At 67.8% G+C, this 14173-nt stretch carries 12 protein-coding genes; 3 read left to right on the forward strand and 9 right to left on the reverse strand.

The window, feature by feature from the left end:
* Positions 1–110: 110 nt before the first annotated feature.
* Complete coding sequence (locus tag NS355_RS12460; RefSeq protein ID WP_058746016.1) at positions 111–332, forward strand: DUF1289 domain-containing protein; 222 nt, start codon at positions 111–113, stop codon at positions 330–332.
* A gap of 50 nt (positions 333–382) precedes the next feature.
* Here the strand turns inward: NS355_RS12460 and NS355_RS12465 are convergent, their stop codons facing one another.
* Positions 383–1150, reverse strand: a complete 768-nt coding sequence (locus tag NS355_RS12465) for an enoyl-CoA hydratase/isomerase family protein (RefSeq protein WP_058746017.1) — start codon at positions 1148–1150, stop codon at positions 383–385.
* Positions 1151–1523: 373 nt separating this feature from the next.
* Between NS355_RS12465 and NS355_RS12470 the strand changes: the two genes are divergently transcribed.
* Complete coding sequence (locus NS355_RS12470) at positions 1524–2303, forward strand: SDR family NAD(P)-dependent oxidoreductase (RefSeq protein ID WP_058746025.1); 780 nt, start codon at positions 1524–1526, stop codon at positions 2301–2303.
* Positions 2304–2458: 155 nt separating this feature from the next.
* Here the strand turns inward: NS355_RS12470 and rarD are convergent, their stop codons facing one another.
* The 7 genes from rarD to NS355_RS12505 all read right to left on the reverse strand — a co-directional run bounded on the left by rarD (position 2459) and on the right by NS355_RS12505 (position 10827).
* Positions 2459–3352, reverse strand: coding sequence for an EamA family transporter RarD (gene rarD, locus NS355_RS12475; protein WP_058746018.1), 894 nt, complete (start codon positions 3350–3352; stop codon positions 2459–2461).
* Between the two features lie 43 nt (positions 3353–3395).
* The gene (locus NS355_RS12480) at positions 3396–3626 is read right to left on the reverse strand and encodes a hypothetical protein (protein WP_058746019.1); all 231 of its coding nucleotides are present in this window, start codon (positions 3624–3626) and stop codon (positions 3396–3398) included.
* Positions 3627–3794: 168 nt separating this feature from the next.
* Positions 3795–5108, reverse strand: coding sequence for a dihydrolipoamide acetyltransferase family protein (locus NS355_RS12485; protein ID WP_058746020.1), 1314 nt, complete (start codon positions 5106–5108; stop codon positions 3795–3797).
* Position 5109: 1 nt separating this feature from the next.
* Positions 5110–6117 carry an alpha-ketoacid dehydrogenase subunit beta gene (locus NS355_RS12490; RefSeq protein ID WP_058717094.1) on the reverse strand — a complete coding sequence of 336 codons (1008 nt, stop codon included), beginning with the start codon at positions 6115–6117 and terminating at the stop codon, positions 5110–5112.
* A 211-nt stretch (positions 6118–6328) separates the two neighbouring features.
* On the reverse strand, positions 6329–7624 hold the full coding sequence (locus NS355_RS12495) for a 3-methyl-2-oxobutanoate dehydrogenase (2-methylpropanoyl-transferring) subunit alpha (RefSeq protein ID WP_058746021.1): 1296 nt from the start codon (positions 7622–7624) through the stop codon (positions 6329–6331).
* A 240-nt stretch (positions 7625–7864) separates the two neighbouring features.
* A complete protein-coding gene (locus NS355_RS12500) occupies positions 7865–9844 on the reverse strand; it encodes a sialate O-acetylesterase (RefSeq protein ID WP_153008210.1) in 1980 nt (659 codons plus the stop codon).
* Positions 9845–9951: 107 nt separating this feature from the next.
* Complete coding sequence (locus NS355_RS12505) at positions 9952–10827, reverse strand: endonuclease/exonuclease/phosphatase family protein (RefSeq protein WP_058746023.1); 876 nt, start codon at positions 10825–10827, stop codon at positions 9952–9954.
* 175 nt (positions 10828–11002) lie between these two features.
* On the opposite strand from NS355_RS12505, the gene NS355_RS12510 reads away from it, so the two are divergent.
* Complete coding sequence (locus NS355_RS12510) at positions 11003–13099, forward strand: TonB-dependent siderophore receptor (RefSeq protein WP_058746024.1); 2097 nt, start codon at positions 11003–11005, stop codon at positions 13097–13099.
* 72 nt (positions 13100–13171) lie between these two features.
* Here NS355_RS12510 and NS355_RS12515 read toward each other — a convergent pair.
* On the reverse strand, positions 13172–14173 hold a 1002-nt coding region (locus NS355_RS12515; protein WP_244489671.1), incomplete at its 5' end, for an FAD:protein FMN transferase.

Raw genomic sequence — 14173 nt, forward strand, 5'->3', positions numbered from 1 at the left:
CGCCGCCGCGATCGCCGCCGCTCGCATACCGACGAGACGCCCGATGACGGCGGCTGGAACGGCCCGATCCCGGACTTCCTGAAGGTCTCGTTCGGGATCTGACGCCGGCCATGTCGCTCGACATCATCAGCTTCGTCGAACCCCAGCCGGCGAGTGTCGCCAGCCCATGCGTCCTTGTCTGCACCATGGACAAGGCCACCGGCTGGTGCCTGGGCTGCGCGCGCACCATTCGCGAAATCTCGAACTGGAGCGCCAAGCCGGCCGAGGAACGCCGCGCGATCCTGGCCGCCCTGCCCGCGCGCCAGGCCGAGTTGGCGGCGCGCAAGGGCTGAGGCCTTCCCTGCCCCCGTTCAGGCTGAACGGAGGGCGGGTGTGCGGGATGCTACCGCCCAACAAACCGTCCCGGCCGCCGCTCGGTGACGGCACGCACCCCTTCGGCGAAATCCTCGGTCCGCATCAGCTTGGCCTGCTCCGCCAATTCATGATCGGTCGCCGCCTCGACCAGCGCCCGCAAATCTCCCCGCATCGTCCGCCGCGTCGATGCCACCGCCAGCGGTGCGGCGGCAGCGATTTCGTGCGCCAGCGCCAGCGCGGTCGCCTCCAGCGCATCGGCCGACACCAACTGGTCGACCAGCCCCCAGCGCTCCGCTTCCTCGCCCCGGATACGCCGCCCGGTCAGCAGCATCATCGCCCCGCGCTGGCGACCGATCACCCGCTCCAGCACCGCCGAAATGCCAAAGCCCGGATGCAGCCCGAGTTGGACGAAGTTCGCCACGAACCGCGCCTCCGGCGTCGCGATGCGGAAGTCGGCGACCAGGGCCAGTCCCAGTCCGGCACCGACCGCCGCGCCCTGCACCGCCGCGACCACCGGCGTCGCCACGCCGAACAGCCGCGCCGCCGCCATGTAGAAGGGGCTGCGCTCGCCCGGTGGCAACGGCTCTGCGACCGGGTTGGCATGGACCAGATCGGCACCCGCGCAGAATACCCGACCCTCGGATCGAAGCAGGATCGCACGAATCGCCGGGTCCGAATCCGTAACGTCGAACGCATCCGCCAACTGCGAAATGGTTCCCAGCCCCAGGTGATTATTTGGCGCATTCCGTAGCGTCAGAATGGCGACAGGCCCGTCATGGCGGATTTCGATAGTCATGACGCTCTATTAGCCCGGCCGTGGCACCAGAGGCCAGCACCATACCCGTTGCTCGAAAGACACAGCAACGCGGCATAAAGCGGGCGGATGCAAACAGGTGCTTGAGCCCGTCCCCCGGACCGGACTAGACAATGGCCATGTCAGGTGATCGGCCGATAACGGGACGACGCCTAGGCATCGGGAGCCCTCGGGCTCCGTGCCGGGAGGGGATGCCGGGCGGCCTGGAAAACGGGCCGCCCTTTCCCCCTGCAATCACCCCGCCCTCTCTCCCCCTATGGTCTGGTGGAACCCGTCCGCGTGATGCGGATTGCTAAAGACCTGGATCGAACGGCGGCTGGCCGAAGGGATGGCCGCCCCTATTGGGGATATGGCGATGCCCGACACCATCCTGATTACCGGCGCCTCCGCCGGGCTGGGCGCGGATTTCGCGCGGGCGCTGGCCAAGAAGCCGGTGACGCTGGTGCTGACCGCGCGGCGCACCGACCGGCTGGCGGCGCTGGCCCAGGAACTGGGCACACGGCCGGATGTCGAGGTGCATGTCATCTCCGCCGATCTGGCCCGGCCCGAAGGGGTGAAGACGCTGCTCGACGGGATCGCCGACCGGGGTCTGCGGATCGATACGCTCATCAACAATGCCGGCTATGGCGCGCTGGGCGACTTTGCCGACAGCGATCTGGCGACGCAGACGGGGATGATCGACCTCAACATGCGGGCCCTGGTGACGCTGACCCACGCCTTGCTGCCCCCGATGCTGGCGCGAGGGCGCGGGCGCGTGCTGAACGTCGCCTCGACCGCGGCCTTCCAGCCGGGGCCGTATATGGCGGTCTATTATGCCAGCAAGGCGTTCGTGCTGCACTTCTCCGAGGCATTGCATGAGGAGGTGAAGGGACGCGGCGTGACGGTGACGGCGCTGTGCCCGGGACCGACCAGGACCGAGTTCGCCGATGTCGCGGGCATGGCAGAAACGCCTTTGTTCGAACGCTTTGCCTCCGGGTCGGAACAGGTGGTGCGCGACGGTCTGGCGGCGCTGGAGCGGGGACAGGCCGTGATGGTGTCGGGGCTTCTCAACCGACTGACCGCCGCCAGCACGCGAGTCGCGCCACGCGGGGTGCTGCGGCGGGCGGTCGCCAGGCTTCAGAGCGGGCGGCAATAGGTTTTGTTCGCGCGGAGGCGCGGAGACGCGGAGGTGTCTGGACGTGCCGGACTGGCCTTCGCCCTCTCGATCGACAGACAAAGCCGTCCTGTTGCGAAAATTGGCAGCCTGCGGCTGGGTGATCCCCCTCCGCGTCTCCGCGCCTCCGCGCGAACCTATTCCGCCGTTACCGGCGTCCGGCTCCCCCGCACGCTGTCCAAGGCGTAGAGCGCACAACCGGCCCAGATCAGCACGAAGGTGACGATATGGACGGGCTTGAGCGGTTCGCCGAAGAGCAAGACCGCTTGGGCGAATTGCAGCGTCGGCGCGATATATTGCAGCAAGCCGAGCGTCGCATAGCGCATCCGCCGCGCCGCCGCCGCGAACATCAGGAGCGGCGCGGCCGTCACACCGCCCGCCAGGATCAGCAGCATGTCGAGATGCCGGTCCACCCCGAACGCCGCCGTGCCGTCGCCGCTCGCTTGTAACAGCACGAACAGCGCAGGGGCGGCGAGCAACAGCGTCTCGACCGTCAGGCCGCCCAGCGCATCGATCGCCGCGATCTTGCGGACAAAGCCATAGAAACCAAAGGACAGCGCCAGTGCCAGCGAAATGCCGATCGCCCCGCCCCCGCTGACCGCCAGCACGACGACGCCGATGGCGGCGATACCCACCGCCACCGCCTGCATCCGGCGAATCCGCTCGCCCAGCAAGGCGACACCCAGCCCGACATTGACCAGCGGATTGATGAAATAGCCGAGGCTCGCCTCCAGCACATGGTTGTTCTGGACCGACCAGATATAGACCAGCCAGTTGACCGCGATCAGCGCGGCACTGGCGCAGAGCAGCAGCAGGGTGCGGCCTCGCGCCGCGGCGACAATGGCCTTGCCGCGCCGCGCGACCAGCACGACCACTGCGAGCAGCAACAGCGACCACAGGATGCGGTGCGCCAGTACCTGGAGCGCGGGGACGCCCTTTAACAGCTTGAGGTACAGCGGCAGGATGCCCCAGCTGACATAGGCGCCGATGCCCAGCAACAGTCCGGTGCGCGCAGATGAAGCGGTCGTCATGCCGCCCCTGTTCACGCTTGGGATGCGGATGGCAAGCCGGGAGTCACCCGGCGACCATGCCCCTCACCTCGACCACACCACCCAGATTGACGACGCGGCCCGATACCATACCGGAAATTCGCACCGAGGCGCCGCGCTCGACAATCACGTCGCCCGCGACCATACCCTTGATCGTCGCATGGACACCGGCGGCGACCAGAACGTCACCGCCAACCATATCGCGCACCGTCCCATCCGACGTCACTTCCAGCGAACCCGCCGTCATTCCGCGCATGGCATCCTCCTGTATCGGGGACAGGACGCCGGGGGCGGGATTTGGTTCAAGGCCCGTGCGTGGCCTTCGACTTCGCTCAGGCTGAACGGAGCGGGGCGTTCACACCAACAGCCGTTCACGCCGAGCGAAGTCGAAGCGCACGCCCCGCCCTCGCCCGACGTGCATCCTTCAATTCGCGAACAGCATCACCGGCGTTTCCAACAACCGCTTCAACGCCTGGACATAGCTGGCCGCATCATAGCCATCGACGACGCGGTGGTCGCAGCTGATCGACAGGTTCATCAGCTTGGCGCGCGCGATCGTCTCGCCGCCGCGCCCGTCGGAGCGGAAGACCGGCCGCTCGACGATGCGGTTCGGCCCGATGATCGCGACCTCGGGCCGGTTGATGACCGGCGTCGTCGCGATGCCGCCCAGCGGCCCCAGCGAGGTCAGGGTGATCGTGCCGCCGCCCATGTCGCTGCTGGCGATGCTGCCCGCGCGGGCGGCCTCGGCCAGACGGCCGATCTCCGTCGCCAGCTGCCAGACATTGCGGCTCTCGGCATTGCGGATGACGGGGACCATCAGCCCGGCCGGGGTCTGCGTCGCCATGCCCATATGCACCGCACCCGAACGGTTCACCACGCCCGCCTCGTCATCATAACGCGCGTTGAGCATCGGGAAGTCGGGCAGGGTCTTGCAGATCGCGACGATCAGCAGCGGCAGCATGGTCAGCTTGGGCCGGTTGCCCCGCCCGGCGTTCAGCTGCGCGCGCGTCTCTTCCAGCGCGGTGACGTCGATTTCCTCGACATAGGTGAAGTGCGGAATGGCGCGCTTCGAGGCGGCCATGTTCTCGGCGATGCGACGACGCATCCCGATGACCCGCACCGCTTCGTCGGCGCGCGGCGCGCGGGCCGGGGTGTAGCCCTGGCCCGAACCATAGCGAAGAAAGGCGTCGAGATCGGAATGGCGCACCCGGTCGCCCTCGGCGGGCTTCACGCTGCCAAGGTCGACGCCCAGATCCTGCGCCCGCGCCCGGACGGCGGGCGAGGCCAGCACCTTCTTCTGCTCCCTCTCCCCTTGTGGGAGAGGGTCGGGGTGAGGGGTGGCCACGGGGGATTCAGCAGGGGTTCCGGCTTGCGGCGCCGCCCCCTCACCCCGGTCCTCTCCCTCAAGGGGAGAGGGCGTTTGCGCTTCTTCGACGCCGGGATTTTCGGCTTCGAGCACCGCTTCCTCGGTCGCGGGCGACACGGTGTCCTCGACCGCATCGGTCTCGATCACCATCAGCGCCGATCCGATCGGCACCTGATCGCCGACCTCGCCCGCCAGTTCGACGATCGTGCCGGACACGGGCGACTCCATCTCGACCGTCGCCTTGTCGGTCATCATGTCGGCGACCGACTGGTCCTCCTCGACGCGGTCGCCGAGCTTGACGTGCCACGCGACGATCTCGGCCTCGGAGATGCCTTCGCCGATATCGGGCAGGCGGAAGGTGAAACGAGCCATGTCAGGCGTCCTTCAGCAAGTTCTTGAGCGCCTGGCCGATACGGACCGGGCCGGGGAAATATGCCCATTCCAGGCTGTGCGGATAGGGCGTGTCGAAGCCGGTCACGCGCGCGATCGGCGCTTCAAGATGGTAGAAACAGCGTTCCTGGACCAGCGCCGACAGCTCCGCGCCGTACCCGCCGGTGCGCGTCGCCTCGTGCACGATCATGCAGCGGCCGGTCTTCTTCACCGATTCCTCGATCGCCTCGATGTCGAGCGGTACGAGCGTGCGCAGGTCGATGATTTCGGCATCGACACCCATATCGGCGACCACGGCGGCGCAGACATGGACCATCGTGCCATAGCACAGGATCGTCACCGCCTCGCCCGCACGCACCGTCGCCGCCTTGCCCAGCGGGATGCGGTAATAGCCGGTCGGGACCTCGCCGCCGGGATGCTTGGACCAGTTTTCGGCCGGGCGATCCCAATGGCCGTTGAACGGGCCGTTATAGATGCGCTTGGGCTCGAAGAAGAGGACGGGATCATTGTCCTCGATCGCGGCGATCAACAGGCCCTTGGCGTCATAGGGCGTCGCGGGGATCACCGTCTTGATGCCCGAAACATGGGTGAAGATGCCCTCGGGCGACTGGCTGTGCGTCTGGCCGCCGAAGATACCGCCGCCAAAGGGCGAGCGCACGGTGATCGGCGCGGTGAACTCGCCTGCCGAGCGATAGCGCAGCCGCGCCGCCTCGCTGACCAGCTGGTCGAGCGCGGGGTAGATATAGTCGGCGAACTGAATCTCGGGCACCGGGCGCAGGCCATAGGCGCCCATGCCGACCGCGACGCCGATGATGCCGCATTCGGTGATCGGCGTGTCGAACACGCGGGTCTTGCCATATTTTTTCTGCAGGCCCGCGGTGGCGCGGAAGACGCCGCCGAAATAGCCGACATCCTCGCCCATCACGACCACATCCGGGTCGCGCGCCATGACCACGTCCATGGCGGAGTTGATCGCCTGGATCATGTTCATGCGGGTCGTTTCGCCCGTTTCGGGGGCGGTTTCGGTGACTTCGTTCACTGGACAGAACCCTTACCAGCACCGTTCCCCGGCGAAGGCCGGGGTCCAGTTGCGGTGTCATCGCGGTGGCGCGCGGCGATTTGCCTCCCACGCGGCGTCGTGGCGCACCACAAGCCACGTGGCGACTGGGCCCCGGCCTTCGCCGGGGAACAGGTGGCGTCCGTCACTTGCGCGCCCATGGCCGTCCGCTCGCTTCTTCCTCGTCGAGCATCTGCTGGCGCTGCTCGCGCAAATGCCAGGGCATCTCCTCGAACACGCCGTCGAACAGGCTGTCGAGCGGCTGGTGCAGGCCGTGGCCCAGGATGCCGTTCGCCTCGGCCGCCTTTTGCGCGGCGCGGACTTCCTCGGCGACTTCGCGGTCCTGGGTCGCGTGGCGCTCCTCGTCCCACTCGCCCAGGCCGATCAGGTGATCCTTCAACCGCCGGATCGGATCGCCCAGCGGCCAAGCGGTCGGCTCGCCCGCCGAACGATATTGCGTCGGATCGTCCGAGGTGGAGTGGCCTTCGGTGCGATAGGTGAAATGCTCGATCAGCGTCGCGCCCTGATTGGTCCGCGCACGCTCGGCCGCCCATTGGGTGGCGGCATAGACCGCCAGCGCATCATTGCCATCGACCCGCAGCCCCGCAATGCCATAGCCAATCGCCCGCGCGGCAAAGGTCGTCGCCTCTGCACCCGCAAAGCCGGAAAAACTGGAGATCGCCCACTGGTTGTTGACGACGTTCATGACGACCGGCGCGCGGTAGACGGCGGCAAAGGTGCAGGCCGAGTGGAAGTCGCCCTCCGCCGTCGAGCCCTCGCCGCACCACACGGCGGCGATACGTGTGTCGCCCTTGGCGGCCGAGGCCATCGCCCAGCCCACGGCCTGCGGATATTGCGTCGTCAGATTGCCCGAGATCGAGAAGAAGCCGGCTTCCTTGGCCGAATACATGATGGGCAGCTGCTTGCCGCCCAGCCGATCCGCGCTGTTGGAATAGATCTGGTTCATCATGTCGACCAGCGGCCAATCGCGCGCGATCAACAGCCCCTGCTGGCGGTAGGAGGGGAAGCACATATCCTCATAATCCAGCGCATGGGCGGCGGCGACGGCGACCGCCTCCTCGCCCAGCGCCTTCATGTAGAAGCTGGTCTTGCCCTGACGCTGCGCCCGGAACATGCGCTCGTCAAACGCGCGGAGCAGCACCATGTGGCGCAGCATGCGGCGGAGACGATCGGGCGAGAGCCGGGGGTCCCAGGGGCCGACCGCGCGGCCCTCGTCATCCAACACGCGGACCAGCGTATAGGCGAGTTCATGGAAGCTGTCGGCGGGCGCGGCGGTGTCCGGGCGGCGCTGCGCACCGGCGGGCGGAACCTCGACACTGGCGAAGTCGACCGCATCGCCCGGCCGGAATTTCGGCTCGGGCACATGCAGCTGCAACGGGGCCAGGTTGGCGCGCGAAATGCCTTCTGGCGGCACGGCCATGCTCTCTCCTCAACGCTTCGCCCGATTCATATCGGGTCGTTGCTATCTTTCAACCGGATGACATTTTATTTCAAGCGCCTTTTGGGGCGCTTCGTCCGGTGTAACGCATCGAGTGGCGGTGTTTCCCGTATCTTGGACCACCCTCACCCTTCCCACCCGCTATCGCGGGCGGGCCCCTTCCCTCTCCCGGCGGGAGAGGGAGGGAGGCGCAAAGCGCCGGAAGGGTGAGGGCGGCTTCCGTCAGTTCCCCGTAATCACGGCCTCGAACGGCACCACCGGATGCGGTGCTTCGTCATAGAAATTGACCACCGGTGCATCGGCCCAGGCGTAGCGGACACGGACATCACCCGGCTTCGCATCGGCCAGTCGCACCTCCGACCCGTTCACGCTCGCATTCGCATAACGACAGGCGTTCGCATCGCACAGCTCGAACCCGATCGGCGAGCCTGCACTCCACGCATGAAGCGCGCCCTGCACCCCGTTGAAGCGCAGCACGACCTCGCCCCCCGCACGGGTGGCCGAGGCGATCATCGGTCCGGACGCATTGGCGCGGTCGCCCGCCTCCAGGCGGCCTTGGGCAAAGACCAGCCGCTTGGCGAGTTCGTTCTTGTCCGCCGGGTGGATGTCGTTGCGCACGCCGATGTCGATCGTCGTCGCGAGCGCCGCATGCGCATCACGCAGCACCGCCAGACGCTGCGTCTCGCGCAGGGCCGCCCAGGCGCTGTTCTCGATCTTCACCGGCGGCGCACCGAAATTGGCGAGCTGGACGATCAGGAACGGCAGTTCGGGGCTCTGGAACTGCCGTCGCCAGCCGGTCATCAACGCCGCCAGCCGGTCGCCATAATCGGCGCGGCCGACATCGGACTCGCCCTGATACCAGGCGACGCCCTTCAATCCGATCGGCCCCAAAGGCGCGATCATGCCATTGTACAGCGTGCCGAGCCCCGCATGGCTCTCCCAGGGGCTGCGCGGATAACTCTGATCGTTCGCCTTGTAGACCGAATAGCGCCAGCCGGTGCCGAGCGGGATCGGCTGGCCGCTTGCGGGCGTGAACTGGATCTTGTCACCGGGGCCGAACATGCCGCCCGGACCATAGGTGTCGCCCAGCCCGACGACGATCTCGTTGCGGCCCTTCTTCAATGCCGAGCGCGGCACGGTGTAACGCCGCCAGTCGCCCCAGCCGAAGGTCGCGCCGACGACCACGCCATTGACCCAGACGGTGTCGAGCTCGTCGATTCCCGCCAGTTCGATCACCCCGTCGCCCGTCGGCGCGGTCGGCAGGTCGAAGCCCTGCCGGAACCAGACCAGCCCGTTATAGTCGGCCAGCGCGGGCACGCCCCATTCCTCCCAGGGGCCAAATTGGGGCACCGGGGTCCAGTTCAGCCGGTCGGGGGCGTTCCACGGCTCCTGCCCGCGCTTCGTGCCGCTCGCCTTGCGCCACCAGTCGCCCCAGCGGTCGCCGAACGCGCGCAGGCCCGCCGCATGGTCGCGGGCATAAAGCGCCAGCAGGTCGGCGTCGGCCGACAGGCCGGGCAGCTTGCGCGCATCGGTGGCGTCGATCCAGGGCAGGATCTTGGTCCCGCCCCAGCTGGAGTCGATGGCGCCCATCGGCACATTCGCCTTGGCCGCCAGGTCCTTGACCATTAGATAGCAGGCGGCCGAAAAATCGGCGACGCTGGCGGGCGAAGCGGCGGCCCAGGCCGGGCGCTTTTCAAGCGGCTCGTCGGCGGACAGGCCAACATGGTGCGCGATGTCGAGCAGCCGGATACGGTCGTCGGCCGCGCCCTTGACCAGCCCCTCGCCGTTCAGCGCCTGCTTGGTCGGATATTCCATGTTGGACTGGCCCGAACACAGCCAGACATCGCCGACCAGCAGGTCGTCCATCGTGTCGGCCGCGCCGTCCTTGCCCGTCGCGGTCAGGGTCAGCGGCGTGGCGGTCGCCGCCATGGCGGGCAGGGTCGCGCGCCAATGACCCTTGGCATCGGCGGTCGCGGTGGCGCTGGCACCACCCAAGGTCACGGCGACGCCCTCGCCCGCATCGGCCGCCCCCTCGACGACGATCGGGCGATCACGCTGAAGGACGGCATGGGCGCTCATCGGGGTCAGGATACGCGGCCGCGCCTCCGCCATCGCCGGCCAGGCCGCCGCCGTGCCCAGCAGCAACGCCAAACCCACACGCCGCCCGGCGCCGGACCGTGAATGCCCCTTCCGCATCGTCATCCCTCTCCTCTGCCCGCGAGCGCGTCGCCAAGGCTCAAGCCGCAATCATAGGAGGGGGTAAATGATAACGCTATCGGGAAACGATCCTCCCCGTGCCGGGGAGGATTTCATCGATCGTCCGCAAACGACAACGTTGCCTCGATCGGGAAGTGATCCGACGGGTACGTCTTGCCCTGATGATAGCGATCCGTCGCGATCGCCTCCGGGCGGAAGCCGCGCACGAACAGGTAATCGATCCGCCGGTCGGGCGTGCCGGTGAAGTCGTGGAAGGTCATCTCCTGCCCCTCGCGCCGCGCGGCGGCGGGCCAGGCGTCGGTCAGCGCGCTGGCGAAACGACGATAGGCCGCCGTGTCGGGCCGCGCATTCATGTCGCCCGCCACCACCACCGGCAGGTCCTTCGCCAGCGCGGGCAGCCGCGCCAGGATCAGCGCCGCCGCCTTGTCGCGCGCATCGGCATCCTCGTCGCGGTGGGCCAGATGCGTGTCGAGGAACAGGAATCGATGCGGCCTGGCCTCCTTCGTCTCGAACACCGCCCAATTCGCCATGCGCGGCAGGTCGGTGCCCCAGCTCTGGCTGCCGACGACGTCCGGCGTCTCGGACAGCCAGAAATCGCCATGTTCGACCAGCGTCAGCCGATCGGGGCGATAGAGGATGCCCATATGTTCATTGTCATGCCCGCCCCGCCGGTCGCGCCCGAACCAGCGATAGGCGGGCAGCGCACGGGTCAGGTCGTCACCCTGCCGCTGGAGCAGTTCCTGCGTCCCGATCACATCGGGCGCGGCCCGACGGATCAGCTCGACCATCACCGGCCGCCGCACCGCCCAGCGCGTCGCGCCCTCGTCCGAGGCATAGCGGACGTTGAAGGTCATGACCTTGATCGGCTTGGTGACGGGCTGGGCCATCGCCCCCGCGGCCGCCAGCCATCCCGCCGCCACCAGAGCCACACCCCGAATCGTCCGCCGCACCACCGTCATTCCGATCATCCTTCATAGACTTACACCCAGGCGCAACGCCGCCCGGGGCTCATGGCTGCGCCGCATGGCAGATGCGTGACAGGCCCCATCGTCACGCCGCCAAAACCAAAATAGATCCGATTTCCGATTGAGAGTTATTAGCATTATCGATATGGCCCGCGCCGAAATCGATTGGGGGCCGTAAATGTCGAAGGTGATCTGGCGCGCGTTTCTGCTGGCCGGGGTGGCGATGAGCCAGGGTGCGGTGGCGCAGACGCTGGCCGCCCCGGTCGATGGCGGCAGCGACGCGCAGAAGGACATCGTCGTCACGGCCTTGCGGGACGCCAATGCCAGCATGACCGGCACCGACACGCCCCCCAATCGCTATCCGCAGTCCCTGCGCGTCATCGACCGGGCGATCATCGACCGCAACGGCGCGACGCGGCTGGACGACACGATCGACCTGGCGGGCGGCGTGTCGCGGCAGAACGACTTTGGCGGGCTGTGGGACAAATATGCCATTCGCGGCTTTGCGGGGAACGAGAATAGCGGCCCCGACATCCTCATCAACCGCTTCAGCAGCAACCTCGGCTTCAACGCCCCGGTCGATGTCGCCACGGTCGAGCGGTTCGAGTTCCTGAAGGGCGCCGCCGCCGCCCTGTCGGGCATGGGCGAGCCGGGCGGGTCGCTGAACATCGTCACCAAGGCACCGACCGTGACGCCACAGGGCGAGGCATCGCTCAGCTATGGCAGCTGGAACCGGGTGCGCGCGACCGGCGATATCAGCGGGCCGGTGACGGGCACCCTGTCGGCGCGGCTGATCGGCGTGGCGGAGGAAGGCGACAGCTTCCGCGATACCGTGCACACCGACCGGCTACTGCTCGCGCCGTCCTTGTCCTTCACGCCGAGCCAGGATTTGCGCTTCCTCTATCAGGGCGAGTTCGTGCGCAACCGCGCGCCGATCGACCGCGGTGTGGCGGCGATCAAGGGCGACGCGCGCGCGATGGACCGCGACACCTTCCTCGGCGAGCCCGCCGATGGCCGCATGACCCAGCGGATGCTGTGGCAGCAGGCCAGCGTCTTTGCCGCGCTGAGCGACCGCATCGCGCTGGAGGCCGGGCTGTCGAGCCGTGACGGCTTCCTGACCGGCTATGCGACGCAAGTCGATTTCGGCGCGCGTGGGGTACAGGCCGATGGCCGGACGATCGGCCGGTCGCGTCGCTTCCACGATTTCCGCTGGCAGGACCTGACGGCGCGGGCCGAACTGACCGCCAAGGTCGACTGGCTGGGCCTGTCGCACGACATCCGTGTCGGGGTGGACCGGGTGCGCCATGGCCTGGACTTCCGCATGGACCAGGCACGCGGGCGGCCGGGCGCACCGATCCTGACTATCGACGCCTTCAACCCCGTCTATGGCCAGCCGCTGCCGGTACCGACCGCGTTTCAGGACCGTCACCACGCGTTCCGCAGCGAAAGCGTCTATGCGCAGGACCTGATCCGCTTCGGCGACTTCACCGCGCTGGTCGGCGCGCGCTGGAACAATTTCCGCGAGACGATGACCAATTATGCGCGCGGCAATCTGGTGCTGAACACGGTCGATCGTGGGATCACCCCGCGCGCCGCACTGACCTGGGCGGCAAGCCCGCATGTCTCGCTCTTCACCAGCTGGGGCCAGTCGCTGCGGCTCAACCCCTCGGACGGGGTCAGCAGCTTCGATGCGGAGCGCAGCAGCTCGACCGAGGTCGGCGCCAAGTACAGCCTGTTCGGCGGCGCATTGACGGGCCAGACGGCGCTGTTCACCATGACGAAGCGCAACGTGCTCAACCCCAATGCCGTCGACGTCTTCGTCAAGACGCAGATCGGCCGCCAGCGGTCGCGGGGTGTCGAGACGGTGGCCGACCTGCACCTGACCGGCGGCCTGACCGGCACCGCGACCTATACCTATACCGACGCGACGGTGCGCAACGACAAGAATGCCGCGCTGATCGGCACGATGCTGTCCAACGTGCCCAAGCATCTCGCCGCGCTCGACCTGCATCAGCGGCTGGGCACCGTGACGCTGGGCGGCGGCGTGACGCATGTGGGTGCGCGCAACGGCGACCCCTTCGCCAGCGGCTATCGCCTGCCCGCCTATACCGTCGCACGGCTGGATGCGAGCTGGGCGGTCAACCCGCGTTTCGACATACGGGTCGACCTCGAGAACCTGTTCGACACCTATTATATTTCCAGCAGCTATGCCGATGTGTGGACGATGCCGGGCGCGCCGCGCAATGTCCGGGTGACGCTGCGCGGGCGATTCTGACGCGACGGGTGCAGGGCCGCCCTCACCCTTCCCACCCGCTATCGCGGGCGCCGAAAGGGTGAGGGTGGAGCTTTAGTCGAGCAGCCGTTGTAACGGCTCGGTCAGAACCTCTTCCACCCCCTCACCTCGCCGAACCAGGATACGCGCTGCGACCTGCATCGAGGCCAGCGACGACAGGTCGGGGAACAGCACCGCCACCGCCGTTGCCAGCGCATCGGCGAGCATCGCGGTTTCGGCGATGACATGGACCGCGATCACGCCGTTGGTCGGCGGACGGCCGGTGCGCGGGTCCAGGCCGTGTTCGCCCTTGCGATAGGTGCCGCTGCCCGCCACCGCCATCTGGTGCAGCGCCACGCGCATCGCGGGCAGATCGACGCCCGGCGGGGTTTCCAGATCGACCCACCAGGGATCGCCATCGGGTCGCGTGCCGCGTCCGACCAGTTCGCCGCCCACCTCGACCAGACAATGCCGAAAGCCCAGCCCCGCCAGCATGTCGGCGACCACATCGGCGGCATAGCCCTTGGCGATGCCCGACAGGTCGAGCGCGACGCCGCCCGGCTGCCACAACCGCGCGCTCGCCCGATCCCAGCGCAGGCGGTGCCAGCCACCCTTTGCGCGGGCCTGCTCGATCGCCGCCGCATCGGGCACGGGTTGCAGCCCCTTTGGCCCATGACCCCAGAGATCGACCAGATGGCCGATCGCCGGATCGAAGGCGCCGACGCTCAGCGCCGCGACACGCAACCCCGTGTCGATGACCGCCGCGAAATCGAGTGGCAGCCTGCACCAGCTATCCGGTGCCGAATGGTTGAATCGCGAGAGTACGGAATCCGGCGCCCAGTGGCTCATCTGCGCAACCAGATCGTCCAGCCGTTCCTGCACCGCTTCCCCGACACCTTGCGCACCGGGAACGTCGCGGGTGGCATAGAGCACCCGCCACATCGTTCCCATCGTCTCGCCGCCCAGCGTGACGACCGCCGCCGGATCGCCGTTCGCCACGGCGTTCGGGTCGATCCGGGGCGGCAGGACGATGCGCATAGTTACGGGGTCATGACTTCCAGGGTGGTGGTATAGCTC

This window comes from Sphingomonas yabuuchiae (assembly GCF_001477495.1).
Lineage (GTDB): Bacteria > Pseudomonadota > Alphaproteobacteria > Sphingomonadales > Sphingomonadaceae > Sphingomonas > Sphingomonas yabuuchiae_A.

Coding starts and splice junctions, on each gene's coding strand:
- NS355_RS12470 (WP_058746025.1), top strand. CDS start 1,524: ATGCCCGACACCATCCTGATTACCGGCGCCTCCGCCGGGCTGGGCGCG.
- NS355_RS12500 (WP_153008210.1), bottom strand. CDS start 9,844: ATGACGATGCGGAAGGGGCATTCACGGTCCGGCGCCGGGCGGCGTGTG.
- NS355_RS12460 (WP_058746016.1), top strand. CDS start 111: ATGTCGCTCGACATCATCAGCTTCGTCGAACCCCAGCCGGCGAGTGTC.
- NS355_RS12465 (WP_058746017.1), bottom strand. CDS start 1,150: ATGACTATCGAAATCCGCCATGACGGGCCTGTCGCCATTCTGACGCTA.
- NS355_RS12485 (WP_058746020.1), bottom strand. CDS start 5,108: ATGGCTCGTTTCACCTTCCGCCTGCCCGATATCGGCGAAGGCATCTCC.
- NS355_RS12505 (WP_058746023.1), bottom strand. CDS start 10,827: ATGATCGGAATGACGGTGGTGCGGCGGACGATTCGGGGTGTGGCTCTG.
- NS355_RS12510 (WP_058746024.1), top strand. CDS start 11,003: ATGTCGAAGGTGATCTGGCGCGCGTTTCTGCTGGCCGGGGTGGCGATG.
- NS355_RS12490 (WP_058717094.1), bottom strand. CDS start 6,117: ATGAACATGATCCAGGCGATCAACTCCGCCATGGACGTGGTCATGGCG.
- NS355_RS12495 (WP_058746021.1), bottom strand. CDS start 7,624: ATGGCCGTGCCGCCAGAAGGCATTTCGCGCGCCAACCTGGCCCCGTTG.
- rarD (WP_058746018.1), bottom strand. CDS start 3,352: ATGACGACCGCTTCATCTGCGCGCACCGGACTGTTGCTGGGCATCGGC.
- NS355_RS12480 (WP_058746019.1), bottom strand. CDS start 3,626: ATGCGCGGAATGACGGCGGGTTCGCTGGAAGTGACGTCGGATGGGACG.